This is a genomic window from Mumia zhuanghuii, from assembly GCF_042681565.1.
Taxonomy (GTDB): domain Bacteria; phylum Actinomycetota; class Actinomycetes; order Propionibacteriales; family Nocardioidaceae; genus Mumia.
The window spans coordinates 1,593,591-1,618,652 of record NZ_JBHUFT010000008.1 but is presented as its reverse complement, the minus strand read 5'-3'; the positions used below and the strand labels follow the sequence as shown (position 1 = coordinate 1,618,652).

The 25,062-nt window shown below is 71.5% G+C and carries 24 protein-coding genes; 13 read left to right on the top strand and 11 right to left on the bottom strand.

Features of this window, described 5'->3' with window-relative positions; all coding sequences use genetic code 11:
- Positions 1-263: 263 nt before the first annotated feature.
- From ACFSDF_RS16280 to ACFSDF_RS16260, 5 genes are all read left to right on the top strand, one after another.
- On the top strand, positions 264-1,307 hold the full coding sequence (locus ACFSDF_RS16280) for an AI-2E family transporter (RefSeq protein WP_167003859.1): 1,044 nt from the start codon (positions 264-266) through the stop codon (positions 1,305-1,307).
- A gap of 25 nt (positions 1,308-1,332) precedes the next feature.
- The gene (locus ACFSDF_RS16275; RefSeq protein ID WP_167003862.1) at positions 1,333-1,812 is read left to right on the top strand and encodes a DUF6069 family protein; all 480 of its coding nucleotides are present in this window, start codon (positions 1,333-1,335) and stop codon (positions 1,810-1,812) included.
- Between the two features lie 28 nt (positions 1,813-1,840).
- Entirely contained in the window at positions 1,841-2,593 is a 753-nt protein-coding gene (locus tag ACFSDF_RS16270) for a class I SAM-dependent methyltransferase (RefSeq protein ID WP_243845081.1), read from the top strand.
- A gap of 89 nt (positions 2,594-2,682) precedes the next feature.
- Positions 2,683-3,312: a ClpP family protease gene (locus ACFSDF_RS16265; protein ID WP_167003864.1), complete on the top strand. Its 630-nt coding sequence runs from the start codon at positions 2,683-2,685 to the stop codon at positions 3,310-3,312.
- Positions 3,309-3,920: a ClpP family protease gene (locus ACFSDF_RS16260; RefSeq protein WP_167250279.1), complete on the top strand. Its 612-nt coding sequence runs from the start codon at positions 3,309-3,311 to the stop codon at positions 3,918-3,920. The genes ACFSDF_RS16265 and ACFSDF_RS16260 overlap by 4 nt, the downstream gene beginning before the upstream one ends.
- A gap of 10 nt (positions 3,921-3,930) precedes the next feature.
- Here the strand turns inward: ACFSDF_RS16260 and ACFSDF_RS16255 are convergent, their stop codons facing one another.
- The 4 genes from ACFSDF_RS16255 to ACFSDF_RS16240 all read right to left on the bottom strand — a co-directional run bounded on the left by ACFSDF_RS16255 (position 3,931) and on the right by ACFSDF_RS16240 (position 6,835).
- Positions 3,931-4,266 (bottom strand): helix-turn-helix domain-containing protein, encoded by a 336-nt coding sequence (locus tag ACFSDF_RS16255; RefSeq protein WP_377158316.1) that lies wholly within the window; start codon positions 4,264-4,266, stop codon positions 3,931-3,933.
- Positions 4,267-4,394: 128 nt separating this feature from the next.
- Entirely contained in the window at positions 4,395-5,078 is a 684-nt protein-coding gene (locus ACFSDF_RS16250; RefSeq protein ID WP_377158314.1) for an acyltransferase, read from the bottom strand.
- Positions 5,079-6,050: a class I SAM-dependent methyltransferase gene (locus ACFSDF_RS16245; RefSeq protein ID WP_377158312.1), complete on the bottom strand. Its 972-nt coding sequence runs from the start codon at positions 6,048-6,050 to the stop codon at positions 5,079-5,081.
- Positions 6,051-6,055: 5 nt separating this feature from the next.
- Complete coding sequence (locus tag ACFSDF_RS16240) at positions 6,056-6,835, bottom strand: enoyl-CoA hydratase/isomerase family protein (RefSeq protein ID WP_377158310.1); 780 nt, start codon at positions 6,833-6,835, stop codon at positions 6,056-6,058.
- 131 nt (positions 6,836-6,966) lie between these two features.
- On the opposite strand from ACFSDF_RS16240, the gene glgX reads away from it, so the two are divergent.
- Entirely contained in the window at positions 6,967-8,937 is a 1,971-nt protein-coding gene (gene glgX / locus ACFSDF_RS16235; RefSeq protein ID WP_377158308.1) for a glycogen debranching protein GlgX, read from the top strand.
- 18 nt (positions 8,938-8,955) lie between these two features.
- Here the strand turns inward: glgX and ACFSDF_RS16230 are convergent, their stop codons facing one another.
- Positions 8,956-9,939: a hypothetical protein gene (locus ACFSDF_RS16230; RefSeq protein WP_377158306.1), complete on the bottom strand. Its 984-nt coding sequence runs from the start codon at positions 9,937-9,939 to the stop codon at positions 8,956-8,958.
- Between the two features lie 156 nt (positions 9,940-10,095).
- Between ACFSDF_RS16230 and ACFSDF_RS16225 the strand changes: the two genes are divergently transcribed.
- Positions 10,096-12,015, top strand: a complete 1,920-nt coding sequence (locus tag ACFSDF_RS16225; protein ID WP_377158304.1) for an alpha-1,4-glucan--maltose-1-phosphate maltosyltransferase — start codon at positions 10,096-10,098, stop codon at positions 12,013-12,015.
- A 126-nt stretch (positions 12,016-12,141) separates the two neighbouring features.
- Here the strand turns inward: ACFSDF_RS16225 and ACFSDF_RS16220 are convergent, their stop codons facing one another.
- Positions 12,142-12,663 carry a hypothetical protein gene (locus tag ACFSDF_RS16220; RefSeq protein WP_167003884.1) on the bottom strand — a complete coding sequence of 174 codons (522 nt, stop codon included), beginning with the start codon at positions 12,661-12,663 and terminating at the stop codon, positions 12,142-12,144.
- Between ACFSDF_RS16220 and treS the strand changes: the two genes are divergently transcribed.
- The 4 genes from treS (at position 12,662) to ACFSDF_RS16200 (ending at position 18,847) form a co-directional block, all read left to right on the top strand.
- Complete coding sequence (gene treS / locus ACFSDF_RS16215) at positions 12,662-14,446, top strand: maltose alpha-D-glucosyltransferase (protein WP_208322369.1); 1,785 nt, start codon at positions 12,662-12,664, stop codon at positions 14,444-14,446. The genes ACFSDF_RS16220 and treS overlap by 2 nt on opposite strands.
- Positions 14,443-15,909, top strand: a complete 1,467-nt coding sequence (locus ACFSDF_RS16210) for a maltokinase N-terminal cap-like domain-containing protein (RefSeq protein WP_377158301.1) — start codon at positions 14,443-14,445, stop codon at positions 15,907-15,909. Before treS ends, ACFSDF_RS16210 begins: the two co-directional genes overlap by 4 nt.
- 297 nt (positions 15,910-16,206) lie before the next feature.
- Positions 16,207-18,027 carry a 1,4-alpha-glucan branching protein GlgB gene (glgB, locus tag ACFSDF_RS16205; protein WP_377158299.1) on the top strand — a complete coding sequence of 607 codons (1,821 nt, stop codon included), beginning with the start codon at positions 16,207-16,209 and terminating at the stop codon, positions 18,025-18,027.
- A complete protein-coding gene (locus ACFSDF_RS16200) occupies positions 18,020-18,847 on the top strand; it encodes an NUDIX hydrolase (RefSeq protein ID WP_279587732.1) in 828 nt (275 codons plus the stop codon). The genes glgB and ACFSDF_RS16200 overlap by 8 nt, the downstream gene beginning before the upstream one ends.
- A 3-nt stretch (positions 18,848-18,850) precedes the next feature.
- Here ACFSDF_RS16200 and ACFSDF_RS16195 read toward each other — a convergent pair whose 3' ends face one another.
- The 4 genes from ACFSDF_RS16195 to ACFSDF_RS16180 form a co-directional block, all read right to left on the bottom strand.
- On the bottom strand, positions 18,851-19,867 hold the full coding sequence (locus tag ACFSDF_RS16195; RefSeq protein WP_167003894.1) for a DUF8094 domain-containing protein: 1,017 nt from the start codon (positions 19,865-19,867) through the stop codon (positions 18,851-18,853).
- On the bottom strand, positions 19,864-20,718 hold the full coding sequence (locus tag ACFSDF_RS16190) for a hypothetical protein (protein WP_167003896.1): 855 nt from the start codon (positions 20,716-20,718) through the stop codon (positions 19,864-19,866). Before ACFSDF_RS16190 ends, ACFSDF_RS16195 begins: the two co-directional genes overlap by 4 nt.
- 76 nt (positions 20,719-20,794) lie before the next feature.
- Positions 20,795-21,709, bottom strand: coding sequence for a tetratricopeptide repeat protein (locus ACFSDF_RS16185; protein WP_377158296.1), 915 nt, complete (start codon positions 21,707-21,709; stop codon positions 20,795-20,797).
- Positions 21,710-21,746: 37 nt separating this feature from the next.
- A complete protein-coding gene (locus ACFSDF_RS16180) occupies positions 21,747-22,061 on the bottom strand; it encodes a hypothetical protein (RefSeq protein ID WP_167003902.1) in 315 nt (104 codons plus the stop codon).
- Positions 22,062-22,106: 45 nt separating this feature from the next.
- Here ACFSDF_RS16180 and ACFSDF_RS16175 point away from each other — a divergent pair, with 45 nt between their 5' ends.
- On the top strand, positions 22,107-23,522 hold the full coding sequence (locus tag ACFSDF_RS16175; RefSeq protein ID WP_377158294.1) for an amidase: 1,416 nt from the start codon (positions 22,107-22,109) through the stop codon (positions 23,520-23,522).
- A 10-nt stretch (positions 23,523-23,532) separates the two neighbouring features.
- Positions 23,533-24,639, top strand: coding sequence for a mechanosensitive ion channel family protein (locus ACFSDF_RS16170; protein ID WP_377158292.1), 1,107 nt, complete (start codon positions 23,533-23,535; stop codon positions 24,637-24,639).
- A 3-nt stretch (positions 24,640-24,642) separates the two neighbouring features.
- Here the strand turns inward: ACFSDF_RS16170 and ACFSDF_RS16165 are convergent, their stop codons facing one another.
- Positions 24,643-25,050 carry a globin gene (locus tag ACFSDF_RS16165; protein WP_167250261.1) on the bottom strand — a complete coding sequence of 136 codons (408 nt, stop codon included), beginning with the start codon at positions 25,048-25,050 and terminating at the stop codon, positions 24,643-24,645.
- Between the last annotated feature and the right edge of the window lie 12 nt (positions 25,051-25,062).

Genomic DNA, 25,062 nt, shown 5'->3' with positions numbered 1-25,062 from the left:
TCGGCCCCTCCTGTGGAGTCGACTTCGTACACGGCGCTCGCACGGGACGCGCGTCGCGGCAGCCGTGGGCGACTGCGGTGCGGAGCCGTGAGACGTCTCCACAACCCTGATGTTACCGACAGGTAACCATCTTGACGAGGTCGTCACGGGTGGCATGGGTCACACGGCGAACCGCACACCCACGGCGCTCCCACGTCGGTGGCTCTTTACGCCGAGGGCCTTTTGAGAGGTCGAGCGCGTGACACGCTGCGACACTGAACCACATGACCGAGCCTAGGGCACGCCTGCGGACGCTCACCATCCTGGTCGGGTCTGCGGCGTTCGTGGTGATCGTCGCCGGCGTGATGAGCATCAACGGGATCGTCGGCCCGACCTTCCTCGCGATCTGTCTCACGGTCACGGTGCACCCGCTCCGCCACGTCTTCGACCGGATGGGCATGCCGTCCTGGACCGGCACGGTCGCCTGCGTCGTCGCCGTCTACGCGATCCTCCTGCTGCTCGCGGGGTCGCTGGTGCTCGCCGGTGCGCGGTTCGGCCAGCTCCTCACCGCGTACGAGGACGAGTTCCAGCGATGGCTCGTCGACGTCAAGAGCCTGCTCAACGACTGGGGCGTCCAGCAGAGCGACCTCGACCAGATCTTCAAACACCTCGACATCCGCTCGCTCGCCCCGTACGTCGCCGAGGTCGTCTCCAGCGCCACCACGGTCACCGGCAACCTGCTCCTCATCTTGATCCTGCTGCTCTTCATGGCGCTGGACGGCTCGGTGATCCCCCGGCTTGCGCGCCGGGTCCCCGAGCGTCACCGCGCCACCGTCGACGCGCTCGCCGACTTCGCGACGGGCACGCGCCGCTATTTCGTGGTCGCGACCGTGTTCGGGCTCGTCGTCGCGGTGGCTGACGTGATCCTGCTGTACGCGCTCGGTGTCCCGGAGCCGTGGCTGTGGGGCGTGCTCTCGCTCATCACCGGCTACATCCCCAACATCGGGTTCATCCTGGGCCTGATCCCGCCCGCCATGCTCGCGCTGTTCGACTCCGGATGGCAGACGGCAGTGTGGGTGATCGTCGGCTACTGCGTCATCAACTTCGTGATCCAGTCGGTCTTCCAGCCCAAGATCGTCGGCAACTCCGTCGGCCTCTCGGCGACAGTGAGCATGCTGTCGCTGATCTTCTGGACGCTGGTCCTCGGGGCGTGGGGGGCGATCCTGGCCATCCCGGCCACGCTGCTCGTCAAGAAGCTCCTCGTCGACAGCGATCCCGACGCCCGCTGGATATCGCCCATCATCGCCGGCCGGGAACCGGTACCGTGACGGCCACCCCGAGCGAGGAGGCACGATGTCCTACCAGCAACCGCCCGCAGGTCAGCCCGAGCCCGGCACCCCGAGCGGCTTGTCCGTCGACGCGGGCAAGCTGTGGGCCGGAGGGGTCGCGACAGCCGTGGTCGCCGCGCTCGCCGCTGCCGTCGGCCTGCTCGTCTGCCGCGGCGTGTTCGACATCGCCGTGCTGGTGCCGAGCGGCGGCGGTCGCTGGGACGTCACCTCGACACTGCCGTACGCGTTCCTCGCCGCCGGTGCCGCGCTCCTCGCCACGGGCCTCATGCACCTGCTGCTCCTGACGACCCCGCGTCCGCGCCTCTTCTTCGGCTGGATCGTGGCGCTGATCGCCGTGATCATCGGCGTCCTCCCGTTCACGGTCGATATCCCGCTCGAGGAGCAGGTCGCCAGCGCCGCGGTGGGGGTCCTCATCACGGTCATCATCGGCTCGCTGGTCTCTGGCACCGCCCAGCGCGCGGTCCGCAACGCCCCGCGCGCCTGAGGTCGCACCGCGGCCGTACGCTGCGGGCGTGAGTAGCAAGGGCGCAGGCGGCGACGACACGAAGCCGCAGATGGTGATCACCGGCGAGCGGACGGTGCCCGGCATCTGGCACGAGAACTACTGGTTCCGCCGGCACGAGGTCGTGTACGAGGCGCTGCGCGACGTCGTCCGCGGTCGCGCGGCGCTCGAGGCCGGGTGCGGCGAGGGGTACGGGGCGGACCTGCTGAGCCACGTGGCGGGATCGCTCGTCGCGCTCGACTACGACGCGTACGCGACCGGCCACGTCCGCGCCGCGTACCCGCAGGTCCCGGTCGTCCGCGGCAACCTCGTCGCCCTCCCGTACGCTGACGCGTCGTTCGACGTCGTGGTCAGCCTGCAGACGATCGAGCACCTCTGGGACCAGGACGCGTTCGTCGCCGAGTGCGTCCGCGTGCTGCGGCCGGGCGGCACGCTGGTCGTCAGCACGCCCAACACGCTCACGTTCCCGCCGGGGAACATCTACCACCCCAAGGAGCTCGAGCCCGACGAGCTGCGTGACCTCGTCGCCGCCCACGCACGCGTCGAGTCGCTGGCCGGACTGCACCACGGTCCGCGGCTCGCGGCCTGGGAGGACACGAACGGCTCGCTCGTCGACGCGCAGATCGCGGGGCCGTACGACCAGTGGCCCGCGGCGGTCGCGCAGCTCGTACGGTCGGTGTCGACAGGCGACTTCGTCCTGCGGACGGGCGACGACGCCGACCTCGCCGCGTCGCTCGACCTCGTGGTCACCGCTCAGGTCTGACTGCGCTGCTCTAACCGCGCTGCTCTGGGCAGATCTGCCGCCGGCTGATCGGCTGGATCCTGGTGGACGCGCCGCGCCACGGTGGAGGCATGGCACACGACACCGCACCCCACCTCTTCGACACGGTCAGTCGTCAACAGCTGCTCGGCCGGCGGATCCTCGTGCTCGACGGCGTCCTCGACGACGACAACGGCACCCTCCTCACCACCCAGCTCCTGTCCTTGGCCGCCGACGACCCCGGCGCCGACATCGCGCTGTGGATCCACTCCCCCGGCGGCTCGGTGCCGTCGATGCTCGCGCTGCGTGATGTCGTACGGCTCATCCCCTGCGACGTGTCGACGCTCGCCCTCGGCCTCGCCTGCAGCGCCGGGCAGTTCCTGCTGTCGGCCGGGACGCCCGGCAAGCGGTACGCCCTCCCCCACGCACGGATCCTCATGCATCAGGGTTCGGCGGGGATCGGCGGCAGCGCGGTCGAGATCGAGGTCCAGGCCGACGACCTCCGCCACACCCGCGACACCGTGCTCGGCTTGATCGCCGCAGACACAGGCCAGCCGTTCGAGCGGATCTTCGAGGACTCGCTGCACGACCGCTGGTACACCGCCGTCGAGGCGCAGGCGTACGGGTTCGTCGACCACGTCGTCAGCGCGTTCGACGACGTGATGCCGAAGCGGCGCCGCGGCGTGGGGATCGGGGCGGCCCAGATGGGAGGCGTGCGATGAGCACGTACACGATCCCGAACGTCATCGCGAACCATCCGCGTGGTGAGCGCGTCATGGACGTCTACTCGCACCTGCTCACCGAGCGCATCGTCTATCTCGGGACGGCCATCGACGCCGGCGTCGCCAACGCGCTGATCGCCCAGCTGCTGCACCTCGAGGCGGACAACCCCGACGGCGAGATCAACCTCTACGTCAACTGCGAGGGCGGCGATGAGACAGCGATGCTCGCGATCTACGACACGATGCAGCACGTCCGCTCGCCCGTCGCGACGTTCTGTGTGGGTCAGGCGATCGCCGCCGGCGCGGTCCTCGTCGCCGGTGGCGAGCCGGGCCGTCGGGCGGCGCTGCCCCACGCGCGGTTCGTGCTGCACCAGCCCGCGGCGCGGGGTCAGGGGACGATCCCCGACCTGATCCTCCAGGCGGACGAGGTGGTGCGGGTGCGCAACGAGATGGAGGCGATCTTGTCGACCCATACCGGCCAGAGCGTCGACACGTTGCGGCACGACACGGACCGCGACCGGGTGTTCTCCGCTGCGGCGGCACGGGCGTACGGGCTCGTCGACGCGGTCATGGCGCCGCGAGCGGTGCTCGGCGGCGAGGTGCGGTGACGCCGCGGCGTCAGACGGCGAGGGCGAGCGGCCCGCGCGGAACCGACGTCGACGCCGTACGGCGCAGCTCGCCGCTGACGTGCTCGGTCAGGTCGAGCAGGGTCAGGTCGAGAGCGCCCGAGACCGCGGCGAGGATCTCGCTCGACGGCTCCTTGCGGCCGCGCTCGACCTCCGACAGGTACTGAGGGGAGATGCCGGCCACGGCGGCGGTGTCCGCGAGGCGCTGGCCACGGGCCAGGCGTGCCTCTCGCAGGCGCCGTCCGACGACCTCGCGCCACAGCGGCTCGGGCTCGGGCGGCGCGAGCGGCGCAACGCGCCGAGGGCCGAGGCGTACGACGTCTCCCATGGCCCGAGGCTAGGCCAGGCCGCCCGGCCGTCGCCAGGCATTCTGCTCTCGGCAGAGCGACTCCAGTCCGACGGTGCATCCGTGGTCCCGAGGCGACGTCAGGCGCTGCACGCCCGCGGCCGTACGCGTCAGCTGCCGCGGGCCTCGCGCTGCTCCTCGGCGACCTCGGCGGTGTAGCGCTGGATCTCCGCCCACTCCGCCAGGTCGTCGCGGCGGCTCTTGACGACGCGACCGGGCAGCCCGGCGACGATCGCGAAGTCCGGGTACTCGCCCCGCGCCACGGTGTGCGCGGCGAGCACGACGCCGCGCCCCGTCCGCGTGCCGCGCAGCACGCTCGCCTTCACGCCGATCCACGAGTCCGGCCCGATCCGCACCGGAGAGACCACGAGCCCCTGGTCCTTGATCGGCTTCGCGAGGTCGAGCGTCACATGGTCGAAGTCGCAGATGTACGTCCAGTCCGAGATGATCGTCGCCGCCCCGATCTCGATGTCGAGGTGCGCGTTGATCGTGTTGTCGGACCCCATGACGACCTTGTCGCCGAGGCGCAGCGTGCCGTTGTGGGCGCGCAGCGCCGTACGGTCGCCGAGGTGGACGAACCTGCCGAGCACCACCCGCCCGTACGGGGGCTTGGTCTCGATCTCGACCCCGCGTCCGAGGAAGACGAACCCCTCGGTGATGACGTCGGGATGGCGTCGCTTGAACCGCCAGAACCGCCAGTAGCGCACCAGGTGGTAGTGCGACCACGCACGGTGACGCCGTACCCACCGCAGGGAGTCCACGGTGAGGAAGCGGGCCTGGCGGGGAGCGCTCATCTACGGCTTGGTCGCCGAGACCGACACGTTGTAGTAGAGACCCTTGGGCACGACGGGGCTGAGCGCCTTGTCGAGCGCGGAGAGTCGCAGCCACGACTTGTAGGCGAACATGCGCCACCGCAGGCCGAGCTTCTCCTCCGGCACCGCCGCCTCGAACGTACGGACCGGCCAGCCGAACCAGGACGCGGTCAGCTCCTCGGTCGCCGTACGGACGTTGACGCCGCCGGCGCGCAGCACCGTACGCTCCAGGTCGGCCGGCGCGAACGTGTGCAGGTCGACGACGGCCTCCAGCGCCGCCGCGCGCGACGACTCGTCGAGCTCCTCGGCGGGACGCGACCACTCGCGCAGCGGGCCGAGCTTGGTGGCGTGGGTCGTGGCCCACCAGGTCAGCCGCGACAGGCGCCGCGCCATGAAGTCGCCGCGGGTGGTCGGCTCCCCGCAGATCACCACGCGGCCGCCGGGACGCAGCACGCGCAGCATCTCGCGGAAGGCCTTCTCGACGTCAGGGATGTGATGGATGACGGCGTGGCCGATGACCAGGTCGAACGAGTCGTCGGGGAACGGCAGCTCCTCGGCATCAGCCGCCTGGCCGTCGAGCGAGAAGCCGAGGCCGTCCGCGTTGCGCTTGGCGACCTCGACCATGCCGGGCGAGATGTCGGTGACCGTGCCCTTGTCGATGACGCCGGCGAGCATGAGGTTGAGCGTGAAGAAGCCCGTACCGGCGCCGATCTCCAGGCTGCGCCCGTACGGCCAGCCGCTCTCGCCGGCGACGGCGGTGAAGCGGTCGCGTGCGTAGTCGATGCAGCGCTCGTCGAAGGAGATCGACCACTTCTCGTCGTACGTCTGGGCTTCCCAGTCGTGGTAGAGCACCTGGGCGAGCTTGGTGTCGGACCAGGCGGCCTCGACCTCGTCCGCGCTCGCGTGCGGGTTGGGCGCGGCAGGCGTGCCGGGGGTGGTGGTGTCGGTGCTCACGGGTACTACTTCCCCTCGAAGGTGGCCTTGCCGGGCCCGTTCTCGACGAACGAGCGCATGCCGGTCGCCTGGTCCTCGGTCGCGAACAGCGCCGCAAAGAGGTGGCGCTCGATCTCGAGGCCGGTCACGAGGTCGACCTCGAGCCCACGGTCCACGGCCTCCTTGATGCCGCGCAGTGCGAGCGAGGCGGCGCCGACGAACTGGCGGGCCCACTCGAGCGCCTCCTCGTACACCGACTCGGCCGGCACGATCCGGTCGACGAGCCCGATCGCGAGCGCCTCGGTGGCGTCGACCTGGCGGCCGGTGAACATGAGGTCCTTCGCCTTGGCCGGGCCCACGAGCCGCGACAGGCGCTGCGTGCCGCCCGCGCCGGGGATGATGCCGAGGAGGATCTCGGGCTGGCCGAGCTTGGCGTTGTCGGCCGCGAAGCGGACGTCGGTGCACAGCGCGAGCTCGCAGCCGCCACCGAGCGCGTAGCCGGTGATCGCCGAGACGGTCGGCTTCGGGATCGCGGCGACGGCGTTGAGGGAGGCCTGCAGCGCCTGGGCGCGGACGTTCATCGCGGGGAACGAGAGATCGGCCATCTCCTTGATGTCCGCCCCGGCCGCGAAGACCCGCTCGCCTCCGTACACGACCACCGCGGCGACGTCGTCACGCGCGGTCGCCTCCTCGGCGCACTCGCGCAGCTCGTCCTGGAGCTGGGCGCTGATCGCGTTCATCTTGGGTCGGTCGAGACGGATCGTGCCGACGCCGTCGGTCACCTCGAGCCTGACGAGCTCACCCATGCGCGCTGCCTTCCGTGTGGCGTGTCGTGACAGTCCTGCTGTCGACGTCGTGGCTACCGAGGGTAGCGAACCCTGTACGCGCCGGACCGGGCGCGTACGGCCGGAGGGCTGGGGTGCCCGATGATGGGGGCATGGCCGAGGCATGGGCGTACGAGCGCCACCCGAGTGCGACGGGGAGCCCGCACCCCCTCGGCGCCCGCCGGGTCGTCTCGGGCGTGAACTTCGCGATCCACGCCCCACGCGCACGCCAGGTCGTCCTCGATCTGCCCGGCATCGGGACGTACGAGGTTGAGTCGCGTACGGGCTCGGTGTGGCACGTCGAGGTGCTCGGGGTCGGTCCGGGGCAGGAGTACGCGTTCGTCGTCGACGGGGTCCAGGTGCTCGACCCGTACGCGCTGCACGTCACCGGTGGGCTCGACGGCAACACCTCGCGCCTGCGTGCGTACGTCGCCGACACCGCCTTCGACTGGGGCGCCGATGTCGCGCCGCGGATCCCGTGGGACCGGACGGTCCTGTACGAGGCGCACGTGCGGGGGCTGACCATGCGGCATCCCGACGTGCCCGAGGAGCTGCGGGGGACGTACGCCGGGTTGGCGCACCCGGCGGTGCTCGACCACCTCGTCGCGCTCGGCGTGACGACCGTCGAGCTGATGCCGTTGCACCACTTCGTCACCGAGCCGACCGTCGCCGAGCGCGGGCTCGTCAACTATTGGGGCTACAACTCCGTCGCGTTCCTCGCGCCGCACGCTCCGTACGCCGCCGGCGGCGATCCTGTGCGTGAGTTCAAGGAGATGGTGCGGGCGCTGCACGCGCGCGGGCTCGAGGTCGTGCTCGACGTCGTCTACAACCACACCGGCGAGAGCGGAGCGGGCGGGCCGCGCATCCACCTGCGGGTGCTTGACGACACCGGCTACTACCGGCACGCGCAGGGGCACTATTTCGACGTCACCGGCTGCGGCAACACGGTGCGCGCCGACGCGGCGCCGGCGGCGGCGCTGATCGTGGAGTCGCTGCGCTACTGGGTGCGCGAGATGCACGTCGACGGGTTCCGGTTCGACCTCGCGTCGGCGCTCGCGCGGGTCGGGCGCGGACGCGTCGACGTCGAGCAGTCGCTGATCGCGACGATCGGGCGCGACCCGGTGCTGCGCGGGGTCAAGCTGATCGCCGAGCCGTGGGACGCGAGCATGGACGGCTACCTCGTCGGCGGCTACCCGCACGGGTGGGCCGAGTGGAACGACCGGTTCCGCGACGACGTGCGCGACTTCTGGCGGGGGCCTGCGCACGGCGGCGCCGGCGGGGTCGCCGGGATCGCCCGACGGCTGGCCGGGTCGTCGCAGGAGTTCGAGCCGAGCGGGCGTCCGCCGCAGGCGTCGGTGAGCTTCGTGACGGCCCACGACGGGTTCACGCTGCGCGACCTCGTCTCGTACGACGAGAAGCACAACGAGGCCAACGGCGAGGACAACCGCGACGGGCACGCCGACAACCGCTCCTGGAACTGCGGGGCCGAGGGCGAGACGGACGACGTCGGCGTGCTCGCCCTGCGCCGACGCCAGGCCGCGAACCTCGTCGCCACCACGCTGCTCGCCGCAGGGGTGCCGATGCTGCGCGCCGGCGACGAGCACGGGCAGACGCAGCACGGCAACAACAACGCGTACTGCCACGACAGCGCGCTCACCTGGGTGCCGTGGATCCCGGACGTGGGGTGGGAGCACCTGCGCGGCGTCGTCGGCCGACTCACCGCGCTGCGGGCGGCGCACCCCGTGCTGCGGACGACGCGGTTCTTCACCGGGGAGGTGGCGGCGCAGACGGGGCGGCAGGACGTGCGCTGGCTGCACCCCGACGGGCGGGACTGGGAGGAGCACGACTGGCACGACGGCGCGCTTCGTACGCTCGGGATGGCGCTGGACGGCGGTCCGGACGATCGCTGCGCGGTGCTGCTGCTCAACGGGGGCGACTCCACGGTGTCGTGGCAGCTCCCGGAGGCGCCGTGGCCGGCCTCGTACGAGGTCGCGCTCGACACCGCCGACCTCGAGCGCAGCGGCGCCGTGGCGCACACGTTGCCGGTCGCCTCACACTCCCTCGTCCTCCTCCTCGGCGCCTGACGCGCCCCTTCCGTAACGTCATACGTTCTGAGGGTCCGAACCCGCAGAACGTATGACGTCCGGAGGGATCCATCCGCCGGCGACGAGCGCCTCGGCGATCTGCGCGAAGAAGGCGTCCGACGCGACGCGCAGGCCGAGCAACGGGAGCCGGAGCACCGTCGCGATGCGCAGCGTCACCGCGTTGTGGCGCAGCGCGTCGTTGACGAGGTTCTGTGCGAACGCGTGGTGGATGCCATCGATCTCGACGACGACCGCGAACGCCTCCCAAATGACGTCCAGGTAGATCCTGCCGTCGCGTCCCCGCCGTACGACCTGTCGATCCGGCTCGGGCAGACCGCGCCGGCGCGCCATCCCGGCGAAGTCGAGCTCGCCGAGCGACTGCGCCCCACCGATGAGGTCCAGCACGATCATCTCCACGAAGCGTCGACGGCGGTCGCGTCGCACGTCGAGCAGGGCGAGCCCGATCCGTTTGGCGGTCGTGAGCCGCTGCTGGACGACCATCGCGAGCAGCGTCGCCGCCTCCCGATCCGTGCGGGCCCACAACGCTCCCCGTACGGCGGCGATCCAGGGCCAGACGCGCGGGATTCCGGCGCCGACGCGGTCGGACGGACGCAGCCGCCTCGTCTGCCGGATGTCGATCCCCGCGATCTTCACGACCCGCGCGCCACGTGGCACCGACACCCGTACGGCGGGGATCGTGAAGCCCGTGAGACCGGCGGCGACGAGGGCGCTGACCCCGTCGAGGACACCGCGTGCTCCGGCCTCGATGACCGCGTGCCACAACATCGCGTCGCCCGCGAGGTCACCGGTGTGGACGGCGATGGTCTGACGCCCGTGCAGCCTCCACCGCTCTGCCCTCAGCTCTGCCCCGACCTCCCAACGGCTGAGCCCCGTCCCGTACAGCTGTCGGCGTGACAGAACCCCGTCCTGTGTCTGCGCCTCGCGCCGTACCCGGCGGCGCCGCGCGCGCCGTGCCTCGTCCCTCGTCATCTGCTTGTGCATGCCTTGAGCGTGTGTCCGCCAAGTCCGTACGGAGCTCGTCTGCGTCACCACCTGTGGACGAGCCCGGGACGTCATACGAATCGGTGGTCCCCACCCACAGGACGTATGACGTCCGGGCGAGAGGGGCGGCGACCGGGGTCGGATAGCGTGGCGCGCATGCTGCGGATCCCGGTGATGGACGTGTGCCCGGTCGTCGAGAACGGGACGTACGCCGCGAAGGCCACGGTCGGTGAGCCCTTCCCGATCCGGGCGCGGATCTTCCGTGAGGGCCATGACGAGCTCGGCGCCGGAGTCGTGCTCACCGGCCCCGACGGCAAGGACCGACCGCGCCTTGCGCTCCCCCACCTCGACAACGACCACCACGAGCTGTGGGTGACGCTCGACGCGGTCGGCCCCTGGTCGTACCGGATCGAGACCTGGTCCGACCCGTACGGCACGTGGCTGCACGACGCGCCGATCAAGGTCGCCGCCGACGTCGACACCGAGCTGATGCCGGTCGAGGGCGCCGTGCTGCTCGAACGCGCGGCCAAGGCGCTCCCCCGCGGCCGGACCGCCGAGCGCGCAACGCTGCGGGCGGCCGCGAAGGTCTTGCGCGACAATCGCCGCTCCCCCTCCGAGCGTCTCGAGGCCGCGACGACGCCCGAGGTCCTCGACGTGATGAGCCGCTTCCCGGTGCGCGACCTGCTCGGCAGCACGCGGTCGTACCCGCTGTTCGCGGACCGGGAGCGGGCGCTGGCCGGCGCATGGTACGAGCTGTTCCCCCGCTCGTACGGAGGGCTGCGCGGCGCGATCGGCGAGCTCGACCGCGTGGCGGCGATGGGGTTCGACGTCGTCTACCTGCCGCCCGTCCACCCGATCGGGCGCGTCAACCGCAAGGGGCGCAACAACTCCCTCGTGGCCGAGCCCGGCGACCCCGGCTCCCCGTGGGCGATCGGCGCCGCGGAGGGCGGGCACGACGCAGTGCATCCCGACCTCGGCACGCTCGACGACCTCGACGCGTTCGTGGCCGCAACCCGCGAGCGGGGCATGGAGGTGGCGCTCGATCTCGCGCTGCAGTGCGCACCCGACCACCCGTGGGTCGCCGCCCACCCGGAATGGTTCACGCACCGCGCCGACGGCACGATCGCGTACGCGGAGAACCCGCCGAAGAAGTACCAGGACATCTATCCGCTCAACTTCGACACCGACCCCGATGGCCTGTACGAGGCCGTCCTCGGCGTCGTCCGCCACTGGATGGCGCACGGCATCCGGATCTTCCGCGTCGACAACCCGCACACGAAGCCGGTGCCGTTCTGGGAGCGGCTTCTCGCCGAGGTACGGCGTACGGACCCCGACGTCGTCTTCCTCGCCGAGGCGTTCACGCGCCCCGCGATGATGCGGGCGCTTGGGATGGTCGGGTTCCACCAGTCGTACACGTACTTCACCTGGCGCGAGACCAAGGACGAGCTCGCCGCCTATCTGGAGGAGGTGTCGGGCCGCAAGGCTGCGGTGATGCGGCCGGCGTTCTGGGTGAACACCCCGGACATCCTCCCGGTGCACCTGCAGTCCGGCGATCCGGCGATGTTCCGGCTGCGGGCGGTGCTGGCGGCGACGGGAGCGCCGACGTGGGGTGTCTACTCGGGCTTCGAGCTGCTCGAGCACACGCCGCTGCGGCCGGGGTCGGAGGAGTGCCTCGACTCGGAGAAGTACGAGATCAAGCACCGCGACTTCGACGCGCCACACTCGCTGGCGCCGTTCATCGCACGGCTCAACGAGATCCGCCGCGAGCACCCAGCGCTGCGTCAGCTCCACCGGCTGCGCGTGCACGAGACGGAGTCGGACCACGTCCTGTGCTTCTCGCGGCGGTACGTCGGCGACGACCGCGACGACGTCGTCATCGTCGTCGCGAACCTCGAGCCGCCGGTGACGCACGAGACGACGGTGCACCTCGACCTGCCGGCGCTCGGGATCGGATGGGGTGAGCGGTTCGCCGTACGGGACGAGCTGACCGGGGACGTGTTCGAGTGGGGCGAGGACGACTACGTGAAGCTCGGCGGCGACTCCCCCGTCGCGCACGTGCTGACCGTGCTGCGCTGAGCCACGCGCCAGGCCCCCTACGAGGCTCCGGTTCTGTGCACGGAGCGACGGGCATACGCGGCGCCCGGTGTACTTATCTGACGCCTGGTGACGGCAGCGGGGTCTCGATACGAGCCGTTCCTCGCCCTACTCGACCAGCGAGGTGCGGCGGATCGTGTCGATGTAGTCGAACGCGTCCGCGAGCCGCATCGTGGTCCGGCGGCGCAGCAGCTTGAGCGCGCGCCAGCGGCCGAGCCGGAGGCCGAGCAGCTCCCGCAGGTCGTCCGCGAGCGCCTCGTCGATCTCGTCGTGAGCGAGGTCGCGCGCATCGGCGTACGCCTGCGCAATGAGCCGCCGCTCGACCGCGTCCGACCACTCCTCGACACGCGCCTTCGCCTGGAGCAGCGACATGTCCGTGCTCGCGTGCAAGAGCCGGATCGCCTCCATCTTGCGCCCGGTCTGGAGCAGGCGCGTGATCTCCGAACGCGTCACGTCGTCGACCGGACGGTTGCCACGGGTGTCGAGCTGAGCCTGCTTGAGCTCCGGCGCGATCGGCGTGAGGCGCCGTCCGGTGACCGGCTCGGGTGGTTCGCGGCGGCTCGACCACCAGACCAGGACACCGCCGAGGGCGATCCCGCAGAGCAGGGCGGCGAACGCGGCCAGAAGCATGCGCACCAGCCTAGTGCCGTACAGGCGCCCGACCCGGGAGGCGGGCAGGACGCTGGGGGTTAGGGTGGCGCGCATGAACGCCCCCGCCCCCGCGCCGGTGACTCCCCCAGACCGGCGGGACGACGACCCGCTGTGGTTCCAGCGCGCCGTCTTCTACGAGGTCCTCGTCCGCTCCTTCCACGACTCGACCGGTGACGGGATCGGCGATCTCGCCGGGGTGACGAGCAAGCTCGACTATCTGTCGTGGCTGGGCGTGGACTGCCTGTGGCTTCCCCCGTTCTTCCCGTCGCCGCTGCGCGACGGCGGCTACGACGTCGCCGACTACACGTCCGTCTCCCCCGAGCTCGGCACGGTCGACGACTTCAAGGTGCTGCTCGACGCCGCTCACGCGCGCGGCATCCGCATCATCATCGATGTCGTCATGAACCACACGTCCGACGCGCATCCGTGGTTCCAGGCGTCGCGGACCGACCCCGAGGGTCCGTACGGGGACTTCTACGTCTGGCACGACACCGGCGAGGCGTACGCCGACACCCGCATCATCTTCGTCGACACCGAGGCGTCCAACTGGACGTACGACCCGGTACGCGGCCAGTACTACTGGCACCGCTTCTACGGCCACCAGCCCGACCTCAACTTCGAGAACCCCGCCGTCCACGACGCGATGATCGACGCGCTGCGGTTCTGGCTGGACCTGGGCGTCGACGGCTTCCGGCTCGACGCCGTCCCGTACCTGTACGAGGAGGAGGGCACCAGCTGCGAGAACCTTCCCCGGACGCACGACTTCCTCAAGAAGGTCCGCCGCTATGTCGACGACCACTACCCCGGACGTGTGCTGCTCGCCGAGGCGAACCAGTGGCCCTCCGAGGTCGTCGACTACTTCGGCGACCCCGCCGTCGGCGGCGACGAGTGCCACATGTGCTTCCACTTCCCCGTGATGCCGCGCCTGTTCATGGGCGTACGGAGGGAGTCGCGCTACCCGATCAGCGAGATCATGGAGCAGACGCCCGACATCCCCGCGGGGTGCCAGTGGGGCATCTTCCTTCGCAACCACGACGAGCTCACCCTCGAGATGGTGACCGACGAGGATCGCGACTACATGTGGCGTGAGTACGCCACCGACCCGCGGATGAAGGCCAACATCGGCATCCGGCGGCGCCTCGCACCGCTGCTCGACAACGACACCAACCGCATGGAGCTGTTCACGGCGTTGCTGCTGAGCCTGCCGGGCTCGCCGGTGCTCTACTACGGCGACGAGATCGGCATGGGCGACAACATCTGGCTCGGCGACCGCGACGGCGTCCGTACGCCGATGCAGTGGACGCCCGACCGCAACGCCGGCTTCTCGGTGGCGACCCCCGGCAAGCTCGGGCTGCCCGTGATCATGGACCCGGTCTTCGGCTACCAGGCTGTCAACGTCGAGGCGCAGCAGGAGAACACCTCCTCGCTGCTGCACTGGACGCGCCGCATGATCCACATCCGCAAGCAGCACCGCGCGTTCGGCGTCGGGACGTTCCGCGACCTCGGCGGCTCCAACCCGTCCGTGCTGTCGTTCGTCCGCGAGCACGACGGCGACGTGATGCTGTGCGTCAACAACCTGTCGCGCTTCCCGCAGCCGGTCGAGCTCGACCTGCACGCGTACGACGGGATCCAGCCGGTCGAGATGTTCGGCGGCGTCGAGTTCCCGGCGATCGGCGAGCTGCCGTACCTGCTGACCCTCGCGGGCCACGGCTTCTACTGGTTCCGCCTGGGCCGTACGGTCGACAGCGAGGGGGCCCGATGAGCAGCGAGCGCAGTGTCCACGGCCGGAGTGAGGTTCTCGACTACCTGGTCCGCCAGCGGTGGTTCGCCGGCGAGGGCGAGGGGTGGGAGCTGGCAGCGATCGAGCCGCGCGGATGGCTCCAGCGGCCCAGCACGGGTCTCGGGGTGCGCTTCGAGCTCGTGACCGTACGCGGGCCCGGCGGCACGCAGACCTACAACATGCCGCTGGCCTACCGCCACGAGCCGGTCGAGGCCAACGCGTACGGGCTCGTCGGCGCGTACGCGCCCGGCCACGGCGAGCTGGCCGACGAGCTGTTCGTGTACGACGCGCTGCACGACTCCGAGGCACGGCAGGTGCTCGTACGGGGCTTCTTCGCGGACACGCCCGACGACACGACGTACCTCTCGCTGCTCCCGGCCGGCGACGACGGCGAGCCGGTGATCGGGACCGGGTCGGAGTCGGTGCTGCTGGTGGTCGAGCAGTCCAACACGTCGATGGTGATCGACGAGACCGCGCTGCTGAAGGTGTTCCGCAAGGTCGTCGCCGGCCGCAACCCCGACGTGGAGGTGCACGACGCGCTCGCGGGCCCCGGCGACGAGGCCATCGCCACGCTGTGGGGCGCGATCAGCACGACGTCGTCCGGCACGACGGCGCCGGTCGGGACCTCGTATGACCTGGCGATGCTGCAGCGCTTCCTCCGCACGGCGAGCAACGGCTGGGACAGCGCGCGGGCGAGCGTACGGGACCTCCTGGCCGAGCCCGAGCTCGCGCCCGAGGATGCGGGGGGCGACTTCGCGGCGGAGTCCGAGCGGCTGGGCGAGACCGTACGACTCGTCCACGCGCTGATGGCGCAGCGCCTCGCGACGGCCACCTGGGACGAGGGCGGGCTCACCGCCCTCGCTGACAGGCTCGATGCGCGACTCGCGGATCTCCTCACCCGCATGCCGGACCTCGACAGGTACGCCGACGTGGCGCGTGCCCGCTACGACCGGCTCCGCTCGGCCTCCGGGCCCGTGCTCGCACAGCGCGTCCACGGTGACCTGCACCTCGGTCAGACGCTGCGGACGACCATGGGCTGGAAGCTCGTCGACTTCGAGGGTGAGCCCACAGCGACACTGGCCGCCCGCGTGGCGCTCGACTCCGCGTGGCGCGACGTCGCAGGGATGCTGCGCTCGTTCGATTACGCGGCGCACTCCTACCTCGTCCAGACCGGCGGCGGCGAGGGTGACCAGGTGACGCGGGCGCAGGCATGGGTCGCGCGCAACCGGGCGGCGTTCCTGCGCGGGTACGGGGTCTCGACAGGCTCGACCAGCGAACAACCGCCGGTCGAGACCGCGGCCACCCCGCCGGTCGAGCCTGTCGAGACCCTGCTCGATGCGTACGAGGTGGACAAGGCCCTCTACGAGTACGTGTACGAGCGCGACCACCGCCCCGACTGGGCCGCGATCCCGCGCGCCGCTCTAGAACGGATGCGGGGTCGCTGAAAGACCGCCCTCGCGGCACCGCGCCAGCGGCAGACTGGCGACTGGGCAGACCCCCTGCTCGACTCGAGGAGGATGCGATGCCGGGAGACGAGCCGCAGCCGAAGCCGACCACCCCTGGTCGCCCTGTCCGCCACGATCCGCGCCCGGCCCCGACGGCTCCCGAACCCCCTCCGGCGCCGGCTCCCCCGCCGCCCCCGTCCCGCGGCCCGCGGCCGGGCCCTCTCTGACCCGGACGGGCGGCGCGCGAGGGCTGAAGCCGCTCACGGGCAGCCGTGCGCCCGTGAAAGACTCCACCGCATGACGCGAGACCTGTGGCGCGACCTCGGTGCTCATGTCCGTGACGACGGCGTGACCTTCGCCGTGTGGGCGCCGCACGCCCAGGATGTGCAGGTCCTCGGCGACTTCAACGGCTGGGACGGCGCCGGCCACGGCCTCGCTCGCGACGCCGACGGAGTCTGGCGCGGCCGCGTCGACGGCATCGGCGACGGCGCGCTCTACAAGTACGCGGTCCACGGAGCCGACGGTGTGTGGCGCCAGAAGGCCGACCCGTTCGAGGCGTGGGCCGAGGTCCCGCCGGCCAACGCCTCGCGCGTCTTCACCTCGCGGCACGAGTGGAGCGACGACGCGTGGATGAGCACCCGCCCCGCCCGCCGCCCGTGGGCTGAGCCGATGAGCGTGTACGAGGTGCACCTCGGCTCGTGGCGGCGCGGCCTCTCGTACGCCGAGCTGGCAACCACGCTCGTCCCGTACGTCGCCGAGCGCGGCTTCACCCACGTCGAGCTGATGCCCGTGATGGAGCACCCGTTCGGCGGCTCGTGGGGCTACCAGGTGACGGGCTACTACGCGCCGACGTCCCGCTTCGGCGATCCCGACGACTTCCGGGCGCTCGTCGACGCCTTCCACACCGCGGGCATCGGCGTGATCCTCGACTGGGTCCCCGCGCACTTCCCGCGCGACGAGTGGGCGCTCGGCCGCTTTGACGGCACGGCTCTGTACGAGCATCCCGACCCACGCCGCGGCGAGCACCCCGACTGGGGGACGTACGTCTTCGACCTCACCAAGCCCGAGGTCCGCGAGTTCCTGCTGGGCAACGCGTTCTGGTGGCTCGAAGAGTTCCACGTCGACGGGCTGCGCGTGGACGCCGTCGCGTCGATGCTCTACCTCGACTACTCGCGCGGGCCCGGCGACTGGGTCCCCAACCTGCACGGCGGCAACATCGACCTCGACGCCGTCTCGTTCTTCCAGGAGCTCAACGCCTCCTGCTACGGACGGTTCCCCGGGATCGCGATGATCGCCGAGGAGTCGACCGCCTACGACGGCGTCACGCGCGACGTGGCCCACGGCGGGCTCGGCTTCGGGTTCAAGTGGGACCTCGGCTGGATGCACGACACGCTCGGCTACCTCGCGACCGACCCGCTCTTCCGCGGCCAGGACCACCACCGCTTGACGTTCGCGACGATGTACCACCACGCCGAGAACTTCGTCCTCCCGCTGTCCCACGACGAGGTGGTTCACGGCAAGGGCTCGCTGCTGACCAAGATGGCCGGCGACGACGCACAGCAGTTCGCGTCGCTGCGCGCGCTGCTCGCCTACCAGTGGTCGTACCCCGGCAAGCAGCTCCTCTTCATGGGCGGCGAGATCGCGCAGGAGCGCGAGTGGTCCGACGAGCGTTCGCTCGACTGGGACCTCCTCGACACCGATGCGCACGACGCCACCGCGCACGCCGGCGTGCAGCGGCTGGTGAGTGACCTCAACGCGCGCTACGCGGCGAACCCGGCCTTGTGGTCCGGCGATCACTCCCCCGGCGGGTTCGCATGGCTGGAGGCCGATGACGCGACGCACAACGTCTATGCCTTCGTCCGGCGCGCAGACGGTCGTAGTCTCGTCTGCGTGGCGAACATGTCCGGAGCGACCTGGGACTCCTACCGTGTCGGGCTGCCCACACCCGGCCCGTGGGACGTCGTGATGTGCACCGACGATGCCGCGTACGGAGGGGCGAGCACCGATCCCGTACGCACGCTGGTGGCCGATGAGCAGCCCTGGCACGGCCAGCAGCACTCGGCGATGCTCACCCTCCCGGCCCTCTCGGTCACCTGGCTGGAGCGGGCCGATGGCTGACCTCACGCTCCACCCCGACGGCGACAGCCTCGAGATCCACGAGGGCGACGCCGTCCTCGGCACGATCACGGTGCACCGCGACGATGCGCGCACCGCGACCCTCTCGTGGGACCTCGGCAGCACAGAGGAGCCGCGGCGGTCGCAGGCCGTCAACCTCGCTGTCACGTACGTGCTCGAGGAGCTCGGCGCGACGCGCGTCCAGACCTTGATCGACGAGGACGCCGTCGGTGACCGCCGCGCGGCGGCGCGCGCGGGCATGCGCCGCGACGGGATGCTGCGGCACGTCGAAGGACCCGACCAGGAGCTGCTGTCGCGGCTCGCCGACGACCCACACCCGCAGACGCGGGAGGGGTTCGTCGCGATGCTCAACGCCGCCCTGCCCAAGAAGCGCGCGATCGCACAGGCGCTCGTCTGCGACCAGGACGGGCGGGTGCTGCTGTGCGAGCTCACCTACAAGCGCGAGTGGGACCTGCCCGGCGGTGTCGTCGACCCCGGCGAGTCTCCCGCCGACGCGGTCGTGCGCGAGCTGCGCGAGGAGCTCGGCGTCGACGCACGCGTCAGGGGCCTTCGTACGGTCAACTGGCTCCCACCGTGGAGCGCGTGGGACGACGCGGTGCTGTTCGTCTTCGACGTCGAGGCCTGGGGTCCCGAGACCCCGCTGGTCCTGCAGCCGACCGAGATCGCCGCCGTCCACTGGTGCGACCGCGACCTCGTCCGCGAGCGCGCGACAGGGGCGACGATTGAGCTGCTCGACAGCCTCGACGACGACCCTGCCGACGCCTACCGCGAAGCGGGGCACGTGTTCCGCGGGACCGCCTGAGGCTCAGGGCGCGGCGACCGGCCCGGTGTCCTCGGACCCGATCACACCGCCGTACTGCGCGAGCACCCGCGGGAGCCCGACGCCGCCGGTGGGCGGGATGTACATGAGCACCTGGTGGTAGTAGCGCAGGACCCCCGAGCGCGACATCGGGTCGCCGAAATAGGCCTTGTGCTCCGACTCCGCCGGCCACCGTACGGTCGCGCCCGGCGTCAGCACCCACCCGTCCTGCCGCATCAGCGTCCCGAACACGAGCGCGCCGCCGTCCTTGGTCCGCACCGCGTGCTGGACGGGCTGGGAGGCCCACGTGCGCCGGAACGTCGTGCCCGGCTGCGCGAGCCCCGCCGCCTGGGCCCGCATCTGCGAGACGAACGAGTCGGCCGTCACCTCGGTGGAACGGGGCGAGCTCGGGTTGCCCAGCGTCGCGGCGTACGCCATCAGCGCCTGCGACGGCGCGCTCACGAGGCCGTCGGCGTCGTCGGGCCCGACCGTCTGGAGCACGCCGTCGACCGTCTCCGGAACCGGCAGCACCGTGCTGAGCAACGCCTCCGGCGAGGCCGTGAGCTCCCACTGATCGGTCGACGAGGCGCGCTCGAACACCTGGATGCGCCGCACCCCCCGCCCCTCGTCGCGGGCGGTGGCGACGAACCACAGCGGGTACGCGTCGAGCCGCGGCGTGTAGACGTCCTCGATCTCGGCCGGCGCCGTCTCGCGCCCGGTCGACGCGTTGCCGTGCAAGCGCTTCGCCACGTCGATGGCGCCCGTGTCGACCGCGAGCACCGGGCCCGTCTCGACCAGCGCGAGCACCTCGGGATCGAGCGCGGCGAAGGCAGCTCCGCGCGCCTTCTCGTAGTTGTCGTACGTCCGCTGCACCGTCGACGTCTCCGCCGCCAGCTTCGACACATCGGCACTGGTCTTCTCCAGCGGGACCACCCCGCACCCGCCGAGCGAGACGACGAGCAACGCGGCACCGACGGCGACGAGCGACCGCGGCGCGCCCGTACGGGCCGCTCTCTCACTCATCTCGCCACCTCCTTGTCGGTGCCAGGCCCCGGTTTGCCGACCTTGCCCTTCCTCGGCCACCGCGGCTTCGCCCCGCGCTTCTTCGGCGGCGCGGACGGGCGGTCGGCCCTGGTCGCAGGACCCTCCGCCGTGCCCTCCTCGGACAGGAAGTCGTCCCAGGTGTCCGCGTCGGACGGGTCGGTCTCGGGCCAGGGTACGTCCCACTCGTCGTCGACGAAGCCGGATGCTTCGACCGGTGGCGTCCGTCGCCCCACCCCCGGGACCAGCCTCAGCGCGACCAGGCCCAGCAGCGCGGCACCCAGACCCGTCGCGGCCATCCCGACGCCGACGCCGAACGCCCCGGGAACCTCGTACGACGCCGTGACCCGCAGACCTTTCAGGTCGGAGTCGCCGACCGCGAGCACCGCGAGCGACACCGGCTCGTCGGGCAGCGTGAACCGCAGCTCCGCCCCCCCGACACCAGCCGCCTGCATGATCCACCAGTCGAGCGCGGTCGGGGCGGCTCGGAGCTGCGGCTCGCCAGTGGCGACACGGGACTTCAGCGACCACGGCACGCGAAAGCGTGTCACCTCCACCCGCGCGGTCGACGAGACGTAGTCCTCGACGTCGACCGTGTGCCCGAGCCCGAGGAACACCGGCTTGTCGCCCGGGACCTCGACGAGGACGCTCACCTGCGGCCCGTACCGGGCCAGGACCGCGGGCCGCGTCACGACGGCGCGACCGTCGGCCCGCACGTCATGCGGGCCTGTCGTCAGGCGGTCGTCCGGACCCATCGCCACCGCGACGACCGCACCGGCCAGCGCGAGGAGGATTCCGAGCGCGAGCAGCCCGATCCCCGCCACCCGTCGCATGGAGCAAGTATGCCGGGCGCCCGAAGTCTCCGTGCGTTCAGTTCACGCGCGTCGCGGGACGCGGTCGCGAGCGCACTCAGAACAACGCGGTCGCGAGCGCCCGACGGGCCTGGCCGACTCGCGGATCATCATTGCCCACGATCGTGAAGTACTCGACGAGCCGCGCGCGGATGCGCTCGCGGTCGTCACCGGCCGTACGGCGCACCACGTCGATGAGACGCCCGAACGCGTCGTCGACGTGCCCGCCGGACAGGTCGAGGTCAGCGACGAGCAGCTGCGCATCGATATCGTCCGGGTTCTGGGCCGCCGCGTCACGCGCTGCGGACAGCTCGGCACCCTCCGTACGCTGCAGCAGTTTGGCGCCGGCAAGCCGCTCGGCGGCCTCGGTGTCGGCCGGGTTCGTGGCGAGCAGCTTCTCGTACTCGGCGACCGCCTTGGCGTAGTCGCCCTCGGCGTACGCGTCGTCCGCAGCGGCGAAGCGCGGATCGTCCGCAGGCTCCTCCTCGTCAGAGGCCGCCGCGCCACCGACGGGCGCCGCGGTGCCGGTCACGCCGTTGGCCTCGGCGACGCGGAGCAGCTCGTCGAGGTACTGACGGACCTGTGCATCCTCGGCCGTGCCCTGGAACAGCGGCACCGGCTGGCCCTTGACCACCCCGAGCACGAACGGGACGCCCTGCGCCCCGAGCATCTGGGCGATCTGCGGGTTGGCGTCCACGTCGATCTGCGCGAGCAGCATGCGGCCCGCGTACGCGTTGACGGCGTCGGCGAGGACCTGGTTGAACGTGCTGCTTTGAGGCGAGCGCGACGACCACAGGGACAGCACGACCACGTGGTCGACCGAGGCCTGCAGCACCTGCTGGAAGTTCTGTTCGCCGACGTCGAGCACCCACGACGCACCGGCGGGCGCAGGGCCCGCCGCGGAGGCGCCGGCGGGTGCGGCCGGCTTCTTGAGAGCGGACAGGTCGACGGCGCCAGGACGCGAGAAGCTCATCGGCGGGTCTCCTCGGGTGTCGAAGTCATCAGAACGGTCAGTGCCCGGAGGTGAGCTCCGCGCGCTCGGCAGGCGACGTGAGCGCCGCACCGGGCGCCGCGACGTAAGGAAGGTAGCTCGGCGTCGTGCGACGCGCGAGGATGAGGCCGAACAGCGCGAGCACCACAGCGATCGCCAGCGGGATGCCGGCGAAGACGAGCAGGACGTCGAGCGTCGACATCGGGGTCCCCTCCTCCCAGCCGATCGGCACGTCAGCAGCGGCCGGTGTGGCGGCGGCGACGGCGATCAGAGGCGATGCGACGAGAGCACCGGCGACGGCGGAACGGACAGCGGTACGGCTCCGGCTCAGCATGACGGTCATTCTAACCGAGCACCTCACTCCCCTAGTCTCGGCGGTATGCCTTCCGACCCCGACGGCGTTCTCGCGTCCGCACTCGACCTCGCTGCCGCCTACCGGCGGCGCGAGACCGACCCCGTCTCCGTCGTCGACGCGCTCCTCGCACGCATCGAGGCGCTCGACGCGGAGGTCGGCGCCTTCGTCACCGTCACGGCCGACGAGGCGCGGGCGGCGGCCGCCTCCGCCCGGGACGCCCTGCGTGGCCCCAGCGCCGACCTCCTCCCGCCGCTGTTCGGCATCCCCACCGCACTCAAGGACCTCACCCCCACCGCTGGCGTACGGACGACCTTCGGGTCGGCGGCGTTCGCCGACCTCGTCCCCGACGCCGACGGCACAGCGGCCGTGCGGGTCGCTGCCGCCGGCATGATCAGCCTCGGCAAGACCAACACCCCCGAGCTCGGCCTGCCCTGCTACACCGAGCCCGACGTCGCCCCGCCGGCGCGCACCCCGTACGACCTGACCCGAGGTGCGGGCGGTTCGTCCGGGGGCGCAGCCGCCGCTGTCGCGGCCGGCTTGCTCCCGGTCGCGGTCGGGTCGGACGGCGGCGGCTCGATCCGCATCCCCGCCTCGTCCTGCGGCCTCGTCGGCTTCAAGCCGACCCGTGGCCTCGTCCCTGGCACGCCTGAGGAGATCGATGTCTCGGGCCTCGCCGTCCCCGGCCCGCTCGCGATCACCGTCGCCGACGCGGCGGCCCTGCTCGACGTCCTCGCACTCACCGGCGCTCGGCTCAGCGACGCCTGTGAGCGCGCACCGGGGCGCCTGCGGGTGGCACGCTTCGCCGACCCGGTCATCGGCGACCTCCCGCCCGACCCGGAGGTCCTCGACGCGTACGAGGAGATGAGCCGCCTCCTGGTCAAGCTCGGCCACGACGTCGTGGATGTCGCTCCCCCGTTCGGTCCGGAGACCGTCGCTGCCTTCGAGACGGTGTGGTTCGTCGGGGCGGCGTCCGCGCCGGTGCCGCGCGAGCGCGAGGAGCTTCTGCGGCCGCTGACCCGCTGGGAGCGGGAGCGCGGCCGCGCGGCGAGCGGCACGGAGTACGCGGCAGCGCTGCTGGCGATGCGCCAGGCCGAGCAGCGGACCCTCGAGGCGTACGAGGCCTACGACATGGTCCTCACCCCGACGCTCGGGCAGCTCCCGGCGCCGGTCGGCTCGCTGCGCGACGACTCCGACCCTGCGGCGGACTTCGCGGCGCAGAAGGCGTTCACCCCGTACACGTCCGTCTGGAACATCGCTGGCGCTCCGGCCGTCTCGCTCCCGACCGGCTGGAGCACCGAAGGCCTGCCGATCGGGACGATGCTGGCGGCCCATCCAGGCGCCGACGTGCTCCTGATGAGCCTTGCCGCTCAGGTTGAGGACGCCTGCTCGGCGCCGGGCGACCCGTGGAGGCGTCCGCAGACGCTGGTGGGCGCCCGCTAACGTCTTGGGCATGTCCGCTGCCGCCCTCGCCTCCGACAACGAGCTGGTTCCCGAGCTGGTCCCTGAGGGCCTCCTCAGCCAGAACTGCTGGCAGGACCCCGACCACCAGGTGTGCAGCCTGGTCCATCGGTGGACCGACAACGACACCCTCGCCGAGCTCGCCGACCTGCTGCTCGCCAAGCCGATGGCGATCCTGCTGCTGATCCTCGGCGGGGTCGCGGCGCGCTGGCTGATCAACCGCGTGATCGATCGCGTCACCCGCTCGGCGGCCGCGGGCACCGTGCCCGGCGCACGTGCCGCGGAGGCGGTCACCCCCCTGCTGCACGAGCGCCGCGAGCAGCGCGCCAAGAGCATGGGCTCGCTGCTCAAGAACATCGCGACGATCGTGATCTTCACCGTCGTCACGTTCATGGTGATCGCGACGCTCGGCTACAACATCGCGCCGCTGCTGGCGTCCGCCGGCATCCTCGGTGTCGCCCTCGGTTTCGGCGCGCAGAGCCTCGTCAAGGACTTCATCTCGGGCATCTTCATGATCCTCGAGGACCAGTACGGCGTCGGCGACGTCGTCGACCTCGGCGACGCGGTCGGCACCGTCGAGGCGGTGAGCATGCGTGTGACGCGGCTGCGCGACGTCAACGGCACGGTCTGGTACGTCCGCAACGGCGAGATCCTGCGGGTCGGCAACCAGTCCCAGAACTGGGCGCGGACCGTGCTCGACATCCCGGTCGGGTACGACGTGGACCTCAGGCGGGTCCGCGAGGTCCTGCATGAGGTCGCGCACGCGCTGTGGCAGGACCCCGAGTGGAGCGGCGCGATCCTCGAGGAGCCGGAGGTCTGGGGCGTCGAGCGCTGGACCGCCGAGGGTGTCGTCGTCCGCGTCGTGCTCAAGACGGCGCCGCTCAAGCAGTGGGAGGTCGCACGCGAGATGCGCGAGCTCATCAAGGACCGCTTCGACACGCTGCACATCGACATCCCGTACGCCCACGCCGCCGCGTACGGCGCTCCCCCGCAGGTCGCGCCGGAGCCCGAGGAGGACCCGGAGGGCGATGCGCCGGAGGGCGACGGCGGTCCTGCGGCCCAGCCGGAGGACGAGCCCGAGCGCGGGCGACGCCGGTAGGCGCTAGCCGAGGTCCTCGGGCGTGTTGATCATGAACTGCGCCGCGTGGGTCACGTACGCCCAGAACTCGCGGTCGTGCTCGGGCGACAGGGCCACGCGGTCGAGCGCCGCGCGGAAGTGGCGCAGCCAGTGCTCGGACGCCGTCGGGGTGACGGCGAACGGCGCGTGCCGCATGCGCAGACGCGGGTGGCCGCGACGCTCGGAGTAGGTCGTCGGCCCGCCCCAGTACTGGACGAGGAACAGCGTGAACCGCTCCTCAGCCGGGCCGAGGTCCTCCTCCGGATACATCGGCCGGAGCACCGGGTCCTCGGCGACCCCTTCGTAGAAGGCCGCGACGATCGATGCGATCGTGTCGTACCCGCCGATCGCGTCGTAGAAGGTCTGCTGCGGCTCCGCCTGGTCCTGACTCACGCGTCCATTCTC